Below are 15,409 nucleotides of genomic sequence, written 5' to 3'. Positions count from 1 at the left end.
GAGACCGTTTTAAATGTGTTAATTGTTTTGTTTAACCGCTTCTTCATCATAAAGATGACAAGCTACCCAATGTCCTTCTCTTGCTTCCTGCCATTTTGGCTTAACAGCTGCACATACATCCATAGCATGTGGACAGCGAGTACGGAAGCGGCATCCACTTGGCGGATTGATCGGACTCGGAACATCACCTTCAAGGATGATCCGTTCACGGCTTCTCTCTAACTCAGGATCTGGAACAGGGATCGCTGACAGTAGAGCTTGTGTATATGGGTGAAGAGGTTCTTCGTACAACTCATCACTTGTTGTAAGTTCAACGATATTACCTAAATACATTACACCTACACGATCAGAAATATGTTTAACCATAGATAAATCATGGGCAATAAATAAATAAGTAAGTCCACGTTCTTTTTGCAGTTCCATCATCAGGTTTACTACCTGTGCTTGAATGGAAACATCAAGAGCTGAGATAGGCTCATCGGCAATAATGAAGTCTGGATCTACTGCAAGTGCACGAGCGATTCCGATACGCTGACGCTGACCACCTGAGAACTCATGTGGATAACGGTTAGCATGTTCTCTGTTCAAACCAACTGTTTCTAAAAGTTCGTATACTCGATTGTCGCGATCCTTTTTTGTTTTTGCCAGCCCGTGGATATCAATTCCTTCAGCAATAATATCCTTAACTGTCATTCTTGGATTTAAGGATGCGTATGGATCTTGGAAGATCATCTGCATCTTTCTGTTAAACTTCTTTAATTCTGCACGGGATTTTCTTCCATGAACGTCTTCACCTTCATAGACTACTTCTCCGTCTGTTGCATCATAAAGTCTAATAATTGTACGTCCAGTAGTAGATTTACCACAACCAGACTCTCCTACAAGTCCAAGTGTTTCGCCTTTATAAATGTCAAAGGAAACATCATCAACTGCTTGTAAAACGCCCTTTTTTCCAGCTGGGAAATACTTTTTAAGATTTTTAACTTCAAGTAATTTTTCTCTCTCTACAACTGCCATTATCGAGCACCTCCAACTACTGCTGCCTCAGGCGGTTCAACTTTTGGCGCTCGCTCATCTAACAACCAGCAAGCCGCTTGATGCGAGGAAGAAACATGACTAGCTTCTGGCATGTGATCAATACATACTTCCATCGCATATGGACAACGCGCTGCAAACGGACATCCTTGAGGAGGATTCATTAAATCAGGCGGTGTTCCTGGAATAGCTAATAATTCTTTTGTATCTGCATTTAATTTTGGCATGGATGCTAAGAGTCCCCATGTATATGGATGTTTCGGCTTATAAAAGATCTCATCGACAGTTCCCGTTTCAACGATCTTGCCGCCATACATAACAGCTACACGTTGAGCAAGGTTCGCTACTACTCCTAAATCATGTGTGATCAGAATGATTGCTGTACCCGTCTTTTCTTGAAGATCACGCATTAAGTCCAAGATCTGGGCTTGAATCGTTACATCAAGTGCAGTAGTAGGTTCATCGGCGATTAGTACTTTCGGATTACATGCTAATGCAATCGCGATTACTACACGCTGACGCATTCCTCCAGAAAACTGATGAGGATACTCATCTACTCGAAGTTCAGGATTGGGAATACCAACAAGTTTTAATAGATTGATTGAGCGCTCTTTTGCTTCGCTCTTACTCATGTTCTGATGCTTACGCAATCCTTCCATGATCTGTTTACCGATTGTCATCGTAGGATTCAAGGATGTCATTGGATCTTGAAAGATCATTGAGATCTCAGCACCTCGAATTTTTTCCATCTCACGCTCAGAGGCCTTAGCCAGGTCTTTACCATGGAAGCGAATAGCTCCCTCTTTGATCGAACCAATTCTATTAGGCAATAGTCTCATAACTGCTTTAGAAGTAACTGATTTACCAGATCCGGATTCACCAACGATGGCAAGTGATTCCCCTTTATCTAATGAAAGGCTTACACCTCGAACTGCTTTAACTTCTCCCCCATACGTCTGGAAGGAGACATGAAGGTTATCTAATTCTAATAATTTTTCCATTTATATAATCTCCTTCCTTTACTATCTTCTCATTTTCGGATCAAGCGCATCACGTAATCCATCCCCTAGCAAGTTAAAGCTGATCATCAAGATACACATGATGGATGCAGGGTAGATTGCTAAGTGAGGATAGATACGTAATGATCTAAATCCGTCTGCGATTAAAGCACCTAGTGAAGCAGTAGGCGGCTGAATTCCAAGACCGATAAAGCTTAGGAAAGCCTCAAAGAAAATCGCTCCAGGAATAGTAAAAGTACTTGTAACGATAATTGCACCAAGTGTGTTAGGCAATAAATGTTTTGAAATTAATCGGCCGTTTGTAGACCCTAGGGTTTTTGATGCTAATACAAACTCGCGATTTTTTAATGATAGGATCTGTGCACGAACGATACGAGACATTCCTATCCATCCGGTTATTACCAGAGCTAGTGTGATCGAAAGTATCCCAGGATCTAGTATGATGATGAACAAGATTATGACGACCAGATTGGGAATACCATATAATACTTCAACTACACGCTGCATGGCGTTATCTACTTTTCCGCCGTAGAAAGCAGAAATACCACCGTATACAACTCCAACGATCAAATCGATTGTTGCTGCTAAGAATGCGATATAAAGAGAAATTTGTGTACCTTTCCAAACACGAACCCATTGGTCACGTCCAAGTACGTCCGTTCCGAACCAGAACTCGTCCTCTGCGGGTACATTTTTCATTTCGTACTGATTTACACCACGAATATCTACTCCGTTTACTCCCAAAAAGCCAATCTTCTCTAAGCCTGGAATTTTAGGCGGTAAGTTTGCACGCATTAGCTCTTGATCGTCCATGCCATATTTACTTAACGATGGTGCGATTAGAGAGAATACAATAATGAATACGATTGCAAAAAGTCCAAGCATCGCTGCTTTGTTCTTTTTTAATCGTCTAATAGCATCTTGCCAAAAACTTAAGCTTGGTTTAGTAATTTCTTCGCCTTTCGCTGTATCTATATTTGCAGGGCGAAATAAATCGGGTGTTAGTTTTCTTTCTGACATACTCATTATGATTTACCTCCTGCAACACGAATACGAGGATCGATGATTCCATATAGGATATCCACAACTAAGATGATTAGGATTATTAAGAAACTATAGAATAAAGTAGTACCCATAATTACTGGATAGTCATTAAGGTTGATACTTTTTACGAATTGTTCACCGATTCCAGGTATGGCAAAAATGTTTTCGATTACCAATGACCCTGTTATTAGGCCGATAGCCATAGGTCCAAGTATCGTAACAATTGGAATCATACTGTTTCGTACACAGTGTTTGATAATAACCGCTTGTTTGCTGATTCCTTTGGAGCGAGCCATCAAGATATAATCTGTTCCTAAAATTTCAAGCATTTCGGTACGCATAAAACGTGCTACAGTTGCGATTACTCCTACGGATAGAGAGAATGCTGGCATAATGTGATACTCCGGACCGTTCCAAAACGCTACAGGTAGCCATCCAAGCTTAACTCCTACATAGTATTGCAAAAGGCCCGCAAATACGAAGGATGGTATTGCTATTCCAAATACAGCCATGACCATAGCCCCATAGTCAATAAATGTGTTATGTTTCAACGCGGCTGCAATTCCTAATACCAAGCCAACTAATGTTCCAAACAACAGTGCTTCAAACCCGATTGTTGCAGATGGACCCATACCGTTTGCAATCAAAGAGTTAACCGTACGCCCATCAAACTGGAACGTATATCCTAAATCACCCTGTGCCAATTTCCCTAGATAATTAATGTATTGAACAGGCACCGGGTCATTTAACCCGTATTTTTCATTTAGTGCATAGCGCTGGGACTCAGATAACTTCTCTTGGTTGTTAAAAGGAGAACCAGGTAATAACTTCATTAAAAAGAATGTAATGGTTGCAATGATCAGCAGTGTTAATAGCATAGCAGACACACGCTTAATTATATAACGCAACATTACAAACACCTCCCCCAAATGTTTCAAACTTAATGTTCTGAAATCTTTCTGTAATATCTATCTTAAGGGACAAAATATTTTATATCAATAGAAAATATTTTCTTTTCGACATTTTCTGATTTCTTTCATCATCACATAAAATATTACAATAATAATTAACAGGCAAAAAAGAGAGTACATGTCAGGAACACATGTACTCTCCTGAGAAAAACTATTTACTATTTTTCAATAGAGTTTATTGCTTTCCTTCAATATATGCCCACTTATAAGTAACATCAGCTCCGAATAAGTGATGAGCTAAGCCTTTTACGTATGGCTTTTGAAGTCCAGTTACACCACGTTGGTATAGTGGAGAGATCGCTTGGTCTTCGAAAAGAATTTTCTCAGCATCAAGCATCATTTGCCAACGTTTCTCTTCGTCAGCTTCCTTCTTAGCACCTTCGATTAACTTGTCATACTCAGGATTTGAGTAAGCCATTTGGTTATGTGCACCATTAGTTACGAACATATCTAAGAACGTCATAGGATCTTGGTAGTCAGGACCCCAACCAGCATATGAGAAGTCATAATCACCTTTAGATTCTAAATCTAGCTTTTGTTTAAATGGTTGTGCTTTAATGCTAATTTTGATTCCAGGCAGGTTCTTTTCAAGTTGGTTCTTGAAGAACTCACCCATCTGTTTAGCGCCGTCTGTATCATAGTTCAATAGCTCAAGTTCAACAGAATCCTTACCGATTTCTTCAAGACCTTTAGCCCAAAGTTCTTTTGCTTTTTCTAAATCATATCCGCCGAAGTCGCCGTTTGTTTTACGGAAGTCTTCTCCATCTGGACCAGGAGTGAACTCACCAGGAACTAGATAGTAAGCAGGAGTAGATCCATTGTTAAGTAGTACATCTACCATAGATTGCTTGTCATAAGCCATGTCAATTGCTTTACGGATGTTAACGTTCTTAAGAGCTTCTGATTTTTGGTTTAAACGTAGGAAGAATACTGTAGCTTCTCCACGAGTGTAAAGATCTTCATTATCTTTGTATTGGTCAACATATTCCATGCTAAGACCAGTGATATCTGTTTGACCAGTTTCATAAAGGTTTACGCTTGTAGCAACGTCTTTAACGATTTTAACGTTAATTTCGTCTAACTTAACATTTTCTTTATCCCAATACTTATCATTCTTCTTGTACTGCCATCCTTCGTTGTGTTTCCACTCGTTAAGTACGAAAGGACCGTTATATAGTAGAGTGTTAGCTTCTAAAGCGTACTTGTCGCCTTGTTGCTTAACAAACTCTTCTTTTTGTGGATAGAAAGTTCCGAATCCAGTTAATCCTAAGAAATAAGGAGCTGGAGCTTCAAGAGTTACTTCAAGTGTAGATTCATCAACTGCTTTAACACCTAGCTCTTCTACTTTACCGAATAATGGGTCACCATCTGTTTGAATCGCGTTAGCGTTCTTAATTGGTCCCATGATATAAGCGTATTCAGAAAGAGTATCTGGGTGTAATGCTTTTCTCCAAGCATATACGAAGTCGTTAGCTGTTACTTTAGATCCATCGCTCCATGTAGCTTTTGGATTTAGGTGGAACGTATAAACTGTTCCATCTTCACTAACTTCATGTTTCTCTGCAACACCTGGAGTAGGTTTGTTGTCTTTATCAAGACGGTATAAACCTTCCATAACATTGTTCAAAACTTCGAATGAAACAGAGTCTGTTGCTTGTGAAGAGTCCAATGAAGGAATTTCTTCACTATCAAGGATGTTAAGTACTTGTGGCTCCGTTGGTTTTTTACTAGCTTCCCCTTCGCCGCCTTTCTTTTCACCAGCATTGTTCTTATCTCCGCTGCCACTACAAGCAGCTAGGAACATGCTAAGAACAAGAACTAGCGTAAGAAGCAATGACCATTTTGACTTCTTCATGAGTCGACCTCCCCTTTTTATCCTGTTAATTTGTTAGCAGATGAAAGTCTCAAGAATTATCAGACTTTTCTTCTACAAGTTCGATTATACAAGTTTTCAAACAATTGTGGAATTATTTTTTTTAAGAGTTTTACAAAAAGCCCATTATAATTACTTTTCCTTAACAGAAAATAGGTATAAAGGACTATGTTGTAATAGACTATTTTTTCTTACTTTTCTACAAATGTTTCCAAATTTATATGTAAACTAGCAGTAATATTACATTCTCGATTTCCTATTCTTCTCACTAAATGCTTGATTTTAATTATTTTTCGTCAATTTTATATTTCATTTGTTACAATGGGAGTATAGTCTGACGGTATACATAAATTTTAGTGGTACATTTTTAAATATTCACGGTGTATTTTTTACTACTTGGAGGCTTAATCAATGAACATAAGCATAAGAAGAATCCTTGTTATTTCAGCATTCCCGGTCACCATTGCTTTCATCGTTGCTCTTTTAACTTCTGGACCATTGACCCTTGAAAAATACGTAAACACTCTTTTTTACTTTGCCCTTTCAATTGCATTGATCGGCATCGCATTATATGTTGTAAAAGGCGGATTTTTCGACTTTTTCTCCTTTAGTTTTAAAAAAGTGGTTAAGACTTTATCAAAAACACCAGATGTTCAAGATGAAATCTCTTTTAAATCAAATTTTCATCTTTCCGAAAGAGTTAATGTTTCTTTTATGAAATCATTCTTGTACAGTGGTTTATTTTTAACCTTTCTTTCAATTGCCGTTGCATACGCCTTGTAATTTGTGTATACTACTAAAAAATAAAGATTAATGTGATGAAGAAGAAGAGTACATGATGTGAAGCTCTCAGAGAGCCTGTGGCTGGTGAAAACAGGCAGTGGATCATGATGGAATGGGCTTTGGAGCATTCTGACCGAACCTTTTAGTAGGCTCAGACGTGTATATGTCCGCACGATATAAATGGGCAGCGTATCGGTATTTCCTGTACGTATTCGAGTGATTTTCATTTTATGAGAATTAAAAGGGTGGCACCGCGGTCCATTCGTCCCTTATATAAGGAGACGTGTGGGCCTTTTTATATTGATTTTTAAAGAAAAAGGAGAGATGAATCATGTCTGTAATCTTCTCAGGCATTCAGCCGAGCGGTAACTTAACCATCGGCAATTATATTGGAGCTATGAGACACTTTGTTGAGCTTCAGCATGAACATGACTGTTATTTTTGTGTAGTTAACCAACATGCGATCACTGTTCCTCAAGACCCTGTTGAACTAAAAAGAAACAGCCGGAATTTAGCTGCTCTTTATTTAGCAGCAGGTATTGATCCAGAACGATCCACAATATTTATTCAATCAGAAGTACCTGCCCATACAAAAATGGGATGGATGATGCAGTGTGTTTCTTACATCGGTGAATTAGAGCGTATGACTCAATTCAAAGATAAGTCTTCCGGAAAAGAAGCGGTTTCTGCTGGTTTATTAACGTATCCCCCATTGATGGCGGCAGATATTCTTTTATATAACACAAGTATCGTTCCTGTTGGCGATGACCAAAAACAGCATATTGAGCTGACTCGTGATATCGCAGAACGCTTCAATAAGAAATACCGCGAAGTGTTCGTTATTCCTGAACCACGAATAGCTTCTGAAGGTGCGAGGATCATGTCACTTGTGGATCCAGAGAAAAAGATGAGCAAATCAGATCCGAATCAAAATTCTTTTATCTCTATGCTCGATGACGAATCGGTTATTTTAAAGAAGATCAAACGAGCGACTACTGACTCTGATGGGGTTGTCGCATACGATAAAGATAAGAAACCAGGAATCTCTAACTTGTTGACGATATATTCACAGCTCACAGGAGAAAGCATTAAATCTCTTGTAGAAAAATACGAAGGAAAAGGGTATGGAGAATTCAAGGAAGGGGTAGCTGAAGCAGTCATCAATACATTGAAGCCCATCCAAAAGCGCTATAAAGAATATTTAGAAACGGACGAATTGGATGCCATCCTCGACCGAGGCGCAGAAAAAGCGAACCGTGTTGCTAACAAAACTCTTAACAAAGCTGAGCGCGCTATGGGATTAGCACGTAAACGCATCTGACCTTAACATCAAATATACCCAAGTAAAACGACCAAAATTGAAGTGACCCCAAAAAGTTAGACTGGTTATTTCATTAGGCAGCTTCATGGGCTTGAGTCCGGTATTGTACCGGACTTAAGCCTTTTAGTTTTGCCTTATTAATCACGCAATTTTTGAATTTAAAAAGAACGATTCCATTCGATAAGAAATAGAATCGCTCTTAGATAGCACGTTTTAGTTTACTTGAGTTCCATTCTCAAGCTCCCAAATCTTTTCAAAGTAGGGTTGTCCTTTTACAAGTCTTTCACACATATCTTCATGCTGCTTTGACCATCCGTTTTTTAACTCGCAATATAGTGCGTCCCATGCTTCGTCAAAATCCATTCTTTGAATTTTTCCGTATTGCTCAGGCATCCACTCCGTGCACCAATACCTCATTTCAGCAACATTTTTCGTTGAATGGAGTTGATCCAGTGCCATAAAAAGAAGTTGTTTTAACTGCCTTTCTTTTCTCGTTAACCCTCTCATGCTGTCAGGATTAGGTGACAAGATATGATATTCTTTATTCATCTGTTTTTCGCTGAATGTGTAAACTTTTGTTTCGGTTTGCTCTGCCATTTCAAAAACAAGCTGTTCTTGTCTTGGAATGAGTCTGCTTTTTCTGATCGGAATTCTATAACCCATTGTATCTACAATCAACGATTTTTTCTCATCCGTAATGATAAAGCAATGTTCGAGCTGTACGCGCTGGTTGTTTTTTCTGACATATGCTTTTTGATGCACTTCTTCTAATAAGGCATCTGGAAGATCGTTTAAATCATTTTCGATGTAATGAAAAAGCGTTGATTCAACCTTTAGAATTGGTACTTGATCTAGGAGTTCAATATAGTCATCTTTTCTCCATTCATGAAACTCACAAACGTTATATCCATTCTCTTCTCCTTCAAACCAGTTGACCCAAACATCACGTAAGTATAACATTTGTACCCCTCACTTTTTTACCGATTTGTATTTAAAATCAGTATAGTCAGAGGTTGTCCTTTTTATTCTAAAATAAGGGAATTCGCAAATTGAAAAATAGAACCCCGTTTCCTCTATAGAAACGGGGTTTTTATTCATTATTCTTCTATTTTTTTGAACACAAGAGACGCATTATGTCCGCCAAAACCTAGTGAATTGCTTAGTACAGCTTTCACTTCGGCTTGTCTTGCTTGATTAGGAACATAATCAAGATCGCATTCCTCATCAGGTGTTTCATAGTTGATGGTTGGAGGCAGGATGCTTTCCTGAATCGCTTTTACTGAGAAAATAGCTTCAATGCCGCCTGCAGCACCAAGCAGATGTCCTGTCATTGATTTAGTAGAACTTACAGGAATCTTATAGGCTTGCTCATTAAAGACAGCTTTAATGGCAGCCGTTTCGAATTTATCATTAAAATCAGTACTTGTTCCATGTGCATTAATGTAAGAGATATCCTCAACAGCAAGACCGCTGTCTTCAACGGCTTGTCTCATTGCACGTGCACCGCCTTCTCCTCCAGGAGCCGGCTGCGTGATATGATAGGCATCTCCAGTTGCACCATATCCAACGATTTCTGCATAGATTTTTGCTCCGCGCTTTTTAGCAAATTCGTATTCTTCAAGAATGAGAATACCAGCACCTTCTCCGATAATAAATCCACTGCGGTTCTTATCGAATGGACGGCTAGCTGTATTCGGATCTGGATTTGTTGAAAGTGCACCAGCCTGACAAAAGCCTGCTAATGCCATATCTGTAATAGGGGCTTCCGTTCCGCCTGTTACCATAACATCAGCATCTCCACGCTGAATCACCTTGAACGCATCTCCGATAGAGTTTGCACCTGATGCACATGCAGTTACTGTACAAGAGTTCATTCCTTGTGCACCGATTGCAATAGAAACCTGACCTGAAGCCATATCAGGAATCATCATTGGTACAAAGAAAGGACTAACACGACGAACACCTTTCTCTTCAAAAATTCTAAACTGCTCTTCATGTGTATCCATTCCACCGATACCTGAACCAATCCAAACACCCACACGAGGTGCGATGTCTTCGGTGATTTCCAAGTTTGCATCTTTAACGGCCATAAGTGATGCCGCTACAGCAAATTGTGTAAAACGATCCATTCTGCGAGCATCCCGTTTATCCATAAAAGCTGTTGGATCAAACTCCGTAGCTTCCGCAGCAACTTTTACAGGAAACTTTTCTGGATTTCTTCTCGTTAACGGTCCAACCCCACTCTGTCCTTCTAAAATCTTTTTCCATGTTTCTTCAACACTATTTCCAAGAGGAGTTATAGCTCCTAAACCCGTTACGACTACTCTTTTTTTCATGATAAAACCTACTCTCCTTTATCAGGTATGTTAAATTCAGCTTATCTGCCCCATCGAATGGCTAGTGCACCCCATGTTAAGCCTCCACCAAATCCAACAAGTACGATTGTATGATCTTCTTTTATCTTACCATCTTTTAATGCTTCTTTTAGTGCCATTGGAATAGAAGCTGAAGATGTATTGCCAAATTGATCAATCGTTACGATCATTTTATCTTTCGGAAGTTCAAGTCTTTCTCTGGAAGCTTCCATAATTCTAATATTTGCCTGGTGAGGAATCAAAAAGTCTACGTCTTCTTTTGAAAGACCAGCTTTTTGAACGACACTTAGAGATGATTCTCCCATCTGTCTTACAGCGAATTTAAAAACTTCTCTTCCATTCATACGAATAAATTCATCTTGGTATAAATGCTTTGCACCTGTTCCATCAGAACCTAATTCAAATGAAAGGATCCCTCTTCCTTCGCTTACGGGTGCCAAGATTGCTGCACCTGCACCGTCACCGAACAATACTGCCGTATTGCGGTCATCCCAATCCGTAATTTTAGATAGTTTTTCAGCTCCAACAACGAGTACGTTTTTGTATGTGCCCGATTCAATAAACTGTTTGGCTACTACTGTTCCATAGATAAATCCTGCACATGCAGCACTGACATCCATTGCCACTGCATGCTTGGCACCTAAATAATCTTGAAGCTGACAAGCTACGGAAGGAAATGGATTGTCAGGAGTTACGGTTGCGACGATGATCATGTCGAGGTCTTCTCCTGTTAAACCTGCTTCTTTCAAGGCTTCTTCAGCAGCATGCCTTGCCATATGTGAAGTTGTTACATTGTCTGCTGCAATTCTGCGTTCTACGATTCCGGTACGAGTTCGAATCCACTCATCATTCGTATCTACCATTTTTTCAAGATCGGAGTTCGCCAGAATTTTTTCAGGGATATAGCTGCCCATCCCAATGATTCCTGCATTCATAACATTACCCCTTTGTTTTTATAGTTTTAAAAATATTGTTATAGCTTTCCCTACAAATTAACATCAAATATTATGACCTGGTACTAATTTTATGTCAAATTCGCGATTTTGTCTAGTTTAAGTTGTTTTCTTTCACCAATAAAGGGCTTAGGGCATATCCTGTAAGGAAGAAAAATGTAAGTTTGGTGAAATTGATATTAGGAGTGGTTCAAAATGCACAATCCTCTGCATCAACAACAGCCGATGTATCCTCCGCAGTTTCCTGGACGTTATCCGATGAACCATGGGCAGCAGTATCCTCTTCATATGAGACAGGGAATGCCTCCACAAGGCTTTGGCGGGCCTGGTTTTAGAGGAATGCCTGCACCACAGTTTCAGCCGCCGTTTCCACCGCGCCCATTTTTACATTCTTTCAGAACGCAGGAAGGATCTCTGGACTACAATAAGATTTTTGCAGTAATTGATCAATCTGTTAAAGTTGCTCAGCAGATATCACCTATATTCTCCGCGTTTAAAAAGAAGTAAAAAAAAGCCAACCCGCTCAGGTTGGCTTTTTGCTTACATAGCTTATTGGTTTTCTTCTTTACCGAGTTCATAAGCGTCATTCATGACGTTTAATAAAAGCTGGAGCATCGGTTGAATGTCTTCCATTCCCAGTTCAATTCCTTTTTCTTCTAAAAAAGCTTTTGCCTCAGGCATATGAGACATCGCAATCTGCATAAATTTCATGTTAAGTTCGTTGTTCATCGTTATAAAGCCTCCTCATTCTGTTACATGGAGAAAGAGTCCCCAAACTATTATAAAGAAAAAAAAGGATCCAAGAAACTTTTTTATAGACTGAAACAAAAAAAGTAGCACAGACTTCTTAAACGTCTGGCCACCTTATAGTTAGATTTCATTAGAGTTCGGCTTGGTTTTCTTATTTTTAAAATGCATGATCTGTCTTTGTATACCTTCTTTGATTTTGGTTTTTGCCCGAAAGCCGAGTTCTTGCTCAGCTTTCTCTCCCTTAATTCGCATTTTTCTTTTCTCTGTGAACGTCAGCTTTTCTGCTTTTAATTCAGTAAGACCCTCAAGCCAATGGTTGGGTTTACCGCTAGAAATATTGTAAATTTCATTTTTAGCAGGCGCTTTTCCTGCTAAGAACAATGCTTCCGCCGCATCTTCTACAAATAATACATCTTCCGTTACGGTATCTTTTGAAATTTGTTCTTGCCTCTCATCCTCTTGGGATATCACTTGCTGATAAGTATGATGTTCTGGCTGTCCTGGTCCGTAGACGGTAGGCAAACGCATTATGACATAAGGAAAATCATTTTCTTCAGCTAATTGTTTAATCATATTTTCCTCGGTTAATTTTATTAGGCCAAAAAGCGTTTCAGGATTCTTAGGAGAATTTTCAATTACATCTCCATGTCTTTTTCCATAAACATCATAAGAAGAAACATATATGAGTTTGGTACCTGGATTGGCAAATGAAGCGACTTTCTTCAGAATAGAAACATGCCTTTGAACTTCCTCTTCAATATTGGCCCACGGTGCATCAGGTTTAATTGAACAAGCAAGATGAAAGATTACATCACAGTCTTTTGTATACGGCTTTAGATCTGCTTCATTAATATTTTGTGGGAGATATTGAAATCCTGCATGTCGTGCAATAAAATCGATACGGTCTGGCGACTCAGCCATATCGATTCCTACGACATCCACTTCTTCATCTAATAATCGGCTGCACAAATGAAAACCGATAAACCCTGCTGCCCCTGTAACAAGTGCCTTTTTCATGTATGAGCCTCCAGTTTCGTTTTTCTCTTCTTATTATCCTATGGGAGAGAAGCCTAAATTACGATACTTTTTTTCCCATTTAAAAACCCCATTTGTTTTCAAATAAAAGAAACAATGGGGTTAAAGCACTTTTTCATTTTCTCTAAAAAATTCCCTGAAGGCTCTAGCAGGATTCATTGTATTTTCTGGTACATGTATTAAAAGCGTTATAGGCGCCTGGATTTCGAGTCTTCTCTTTTCATATTTACGGCTATGGTCTCGAAAGTTGAAGGAAACTCCTCTTGCAGCATGCCAGATTTTTACAGGTGTTTTGGCATGTAAATCTTTTACATCTGGCAGTTGATCAATAAGAGAAGCGACTTTACGTACTTCTATTTGATACGCCGCACTTATTTCCCTCACTAACCGCTTATAGAAAAGGCGGTTTTGCCTTTCGTGGTTAAAGTGATGTTTCAAGTCAAAACAAGGATTGATAAAGACAGCTGAGCGAATTTGAGGTTCCATTTCTTCCATTAACCGCAGGGCGACCAGCGTTCCCATGCCTTCTGCAATGATATGGATGTTTGGATTTAATATTTCATGTTTCATCACATAATGGTAAAGCCTTTTAGCAAGCGTTACAGCGTTGGGACTTCCCCAATTCCGTCCATATAAGTTCGAATAAAAAATCGTATAGCCTTGTTCTTTGAGGGATTGAATTAGATGGGCGCGTTCAGTGCTTTGTTTCCAGAGACTGGTATGAGCGTCAACGTAATGATTGCAATCACCGATGATCATAACCGCAAATCCATTTGGGCGCTCTGGCAGATGGATAATATTCCATTGATTGTCTATTTGGAAAGTGCGTTTATCGATACTCACATTTCTCCCCTCACATTAGCTTTTCTTAACTAATGTATGCAGGGGCAAAAAAATAGCTAAAGTTATCTGCCTATGTTTTTAGGAATTGAGTTCTTTTTTCAGCTGTTCAAGAGTCTCTTTTCCTTCCGGAGTAAGGTTCTTCTCATCTTGTTCTTCCAGGGCTTTCAACTCTTCCCATTTTTGTTCCATAAATATAGCCTCCTCTTTAAAAGTCTATTCAAAGTGTCAGCAATAGTCTGTATACGTATTCCTTTCTTTATATATGTGAGTCAATCCTGTTAAGCATGAACATTTTATGAAAATTTTTGCTTTTCTTGCCTTGCCAAATGATAAATTCTAATAAGAATCTTTTCCTTTTCCTAAACTTTTGTTACTATACAGAAGGGTAAAGAATTCGTTTACATAAAGAGGTGAATGTAGCATGCGTTATATTTGGACGTTAATCTGGTCTTTATTGTTAAGTAATATGATTTTTTATGTATTAGTCTCTATGCAAGGCGGAACATTCGATTTTGTTAAAGCATCAATTTTCGGTATAATCTTTACTGTCGTGATCTCAGTACTTGGTGAGATCTTGCCTGCAAAAAGCGAAGAGATATAAAAATGAAAACCCGGCGGGATGCCGGGTTTTTATTTTATTTTGTCTGTTTATGTTAAGGTTTTCTTTTATATGTCCATACACGATTGTGGTTTGTTGTCTCCGGAAACCGGTCACCTGCTGACAAATGAATTTGCTGAGGATCATTGACCATGCTTCCAGTCTCGCCAATTTCAACATAAATACCGTTATTTGGAGCTTTTTGACCGTGTGTAAAATGCCTGCGCTGTCCCATTTATGAACCTCCTTTCTTTTATAGGTTACCCGCGGTTTGCGTGATAACACTTGCTAAAAAAAAGAAAAGGTTCACATGCTAAAATTAGGGACTAGAATACTCCTGTAACTCCCGCCACTGCCTGCAGCGGAAACATACATCGGTATAATTGATAACCGGCAACATTATATTGAGCCTGGTTATTTCGGGATTGGTTTGGTTTGTTTTCCACATAGGGAATCGCAAAGTAAACATTCTGCTGATCGACATGCTCAATAAACCCTGAGTAGACCATTCCATCAATGAGCATCAACTGTACATGCTGATTTCTGCTTTTTAAGCATGATTTATATATCTTTTTAAATGGATTTCTATTTATACCAAGTGCCTGCTGAATGGGATTCTGTCCTTCAAATTGATTTCGAAACATCACACGCCCTCCTTTTAACTTATCCTATTCAAAGAAAAAGAAGTTGGTTCTTTTGTCCCGTTTAGACACAATAATTTCTACTTTTTAATTCATTTCGTAAGATGTAAAAACCTGAGGAAAGGATAAAAGTTGAGAATTTTATCAGGCCGGGAATCGTTAAATTTG

17 protein-coding genes and 1 other annotated feature are annotated in these 15,409 nt (G+C 38.9%); of the genes, 4 read left to right on the top strand and 13 right to left on the bottom strand.

Annotated features, from left to right (window positions below):
* Window positions 1–18 precede the first annotated feature (18 nt).
* The 5 genes from M3206_RS11930 to M3206_RS11910 form a co-directional block, all read right to left on the bottom strand.
* Window positions 19–1,017 (bottom strand): ABC transporter ATP-binding protein, encoded by a 999-nt coding sequence (locus M3206_RS11930; protein WP_251312750.1) that lies wholly within the window; start codon window positions 1,015–1,017, stop codon window positions 19–21.
* Window positions 1,017–2,036: an ABC transporter ATP-binding protein gene (locus tag M3206_RS11925; RefSeq protein ID WP_251312749.1), complete on the bottom strand. Its 1,020-nt coding sequence runs from the start codon at window positions 2,034–2,036 to the stop codon at window positions 1,017–1,019. Before M3206_RS11925 ends, M3206_RS11930 begins: the two co-directional genes overlap by 1 nt.
* Window positions 2,037–2,057: 21 nt before the next feature.
* A complete protein-coding gene (gene opp3C / locus M3206_RS11920; protein WP_251312748.1) occupies window positions 2,058–3,080 on the bottom strand; it encodes an oligopeptide ABC transporter permease in 1,023 nt (340 codons plus the stop codon).
* The gene (gene opp3b, locus M3206_RS11915) at window positions 3,080–4,009 is read right to left on the bottom strand and encodes an oligopeptide ABC transporter permease (protein WP_251312747.1); all 930 of its coding nucleotides are present in this window, start codon (window positions 4,007–4,009) and stop codon (window positions 3,080–3,082) included. Before opp3b ends, opp3C begins: the two co-directional genes overlap by 1 nt.
* 235 nt (window positions 4,010–4,244) lie before the next feature.
* The gene (locus M3206_RS11910; protein ID WP_251312746.1) at window positions 4,245–5,924 is read right to left on the bottom strand and encodes a peptide ABC transporter substrate-binding protein; all 1,680 of its coding nucleotides are present in this window, start codon (window positions 5,922–5,924) and stop codon (window positions 4,245–4,247) included.
* Window positions 5,925–6,353: 429 nt separating this feature from the next.
* Here M3206_RS11910 and M3206_RS11905 point away from each other — a divergent pair, with 429 nt between their 5' ends.
* Window positions 6,354–6,725: a DUF3899 domain-containing protein gene (locus tag M3206_RS11905; RefSeq protein WP_251312745.1), complete on the top strand. Its 372-nt coding sequence runs from the start codon at window positions 6,354–6,356 to the stop codon at window positions 6,723–6,725.
* A gap of 26 nt (window positions 6,726–6,751) precedes the next feature.
* Window positions 6,752–6,998 (top strand) — a binding site (T-box leader).
* 58 nt (window positions 6,999–7,056) lie between these two features.
* Window positions 7,057–8,046, top strand: a complete 990-nt coding sequence (gene trpS / locus M3206_RS11900; protein WP_251312744.1) for a tryptophan--tRNA ligase — start codon at window positions 7,057–7,059, stop codon at window positions 8,044–8,046.
* A 213-nt stretch (window positions 8,047–8,259) separates the two neighbouring features.
* Here the strand turns inward: trpS and M3206_RS11895 are convergent, their stop codons facing one another.
* From M3206_RS11895 to M3206_RS11885, 3 genes are all read right to left on the bottom strand, one after another.
* Entirely contained in the window at window positions 8,260–9,006 is a 747-nt protein-coding gene (locus tag M3206_RS11895; protein ID WP_251312743.1) for a YjbA family protein, read from the bottom strand.
* Window positions 9,007–9,143: 137 nt separating this feature from the next.
* Window positions 9,144–10,382 (bottom strand): beta-ketoacyl-ACP synthase II, encoded by a 1,239-nt coding sequence (gene fabF / locus M3206_RS11890; RefSeq protein ID WP_285876939.1) that lies wholly within the window; start codon window positions 10,380–10,382, stop codon window positions 9,144–9,146.
* Window positions 10,383–10,423: 41 nt separating this feature from the next.
* Window positions 10,424–11,356 (bottom strand): beta-ketoacyl-ACP synthase III, encoded by a 933-nt coding sequence (locus tag M3206_RS11885; protein WP_251312742.1) that lies wholly within the window; start codon window positions 11,354–11,356, stop codon window positions 10,424–10,426.
* Window positions 11,357–11,569: 213 nt separating this feature from the next.
* Between M3206_RS11885 and M3206_RS11880 the strand changes: the two genes are divergently transcribed.
* Window positions 11,570–11,881, top strand: a complete 312-nt coding sequence (locus M3206_RS11880; protein WP_251312741.1) for a YppG family protein — start codon at window positions 11,570–11,572, stop codon at window positions 11,879–11,881.
* Window positions 11,882–11,923: 42 nt separating this feature from the next.
* On the opposite strand, the gene M3206_RS11875 is transcribed toward M3206_RS11880, so the two are convergent.
* From M3206_RS11875 to M3206_RS19090, 3 genes are all read right to left on the bottom strand, one after another.
* Window positions 11,924–12,103, bottom strand: coding sequence for a ComZ family protein (locus tag M3206_RS11875; RefSeq protein ID WP_251312740.1), 180 nt, complete (start codon window positions 12,101–12,103; stop codon window positions 11,924–11,926).
* 141 nt (window positions 12,104–12,244) lie between these two features.
* On the bottom strand, window positions 12,245–13,141 hold the full coding sequence (locus M3206_RS11870; protein WP_251312739.1) for an NAD-dependent epimerase/dehydratase family protein: 897 nt from the start codon (window positions 13,139–13,141) through the stop codon (window positions 12,245–12,247).
* Window positions 13,142–13,261: 120 nt separating this feature from the next.
* Entirely contained in the window at window positions 13,262–14,002 is a 741-nt protein-coding gene (locus M3206_RS19090; RefSeq protein WP_251312738.1) for a serine aminopeptidase domain-containing protein, read from the bottom strand.
* 421 nt (window positions 14,003–14,423) lie between these two features.
* On the opposite strand from M3206_RS19090, the gene M3206_RS11860 reads away from it, so the two are divergent.
* Window positions 14,424–14,603 (top strand): YjzD family protein, encoded by a 180-nt coding sequence (locus M3206_RS11860; RefSeq protein ID WP_251312737.1) that lies wholly within the window; start codon window positions 14,424–14,426, stop codon window positions 14,601–14,603.
* Between the two features lie 52 nt (window positions 14,604–14,655).
* Here M3206_RS11860 and M3206_RS11855 read toward each other — a convergent pair whose 3' ends face one another.
* A complete protein-coding gene (locus M3206_RS11855; RefSeq protein ID WP_251312736.1) occupies window positions 14,656–14,835 on the bottom strand; it encodes a YjzC family protein in 180 nt (59 codons plus the stop codon).
* Window positions 14,836–14,926: 91 nt separating this feature from the next.
* A complete protein-coding gene (locus M3206_RS11850) occupies window positions 14,927–15,244 on the bottom strand; it encodes a hypothetical protein (RefSeq protein ID WP_251312735.1) in 318 nt (105 codons plus the stop codon).
* Between the last annotated feature and the right edge of the window lie 165 nt (window positions 15,245–15,409).

Source organism: Fictibacillus phosphorivorans (assembly GCF_023715845.1).
In the GTDB taxonomy this organism is placed as follows: domain Bacteria; phylum Bacillota; class Bacilli; order Bacillales; family Fictibacillaceae; genus Fictibacillus; species Fictibacillus phosphorivorans_D.
This window is presented reverse-complemented; position numbering and strand designations above follow the sequence as displayed.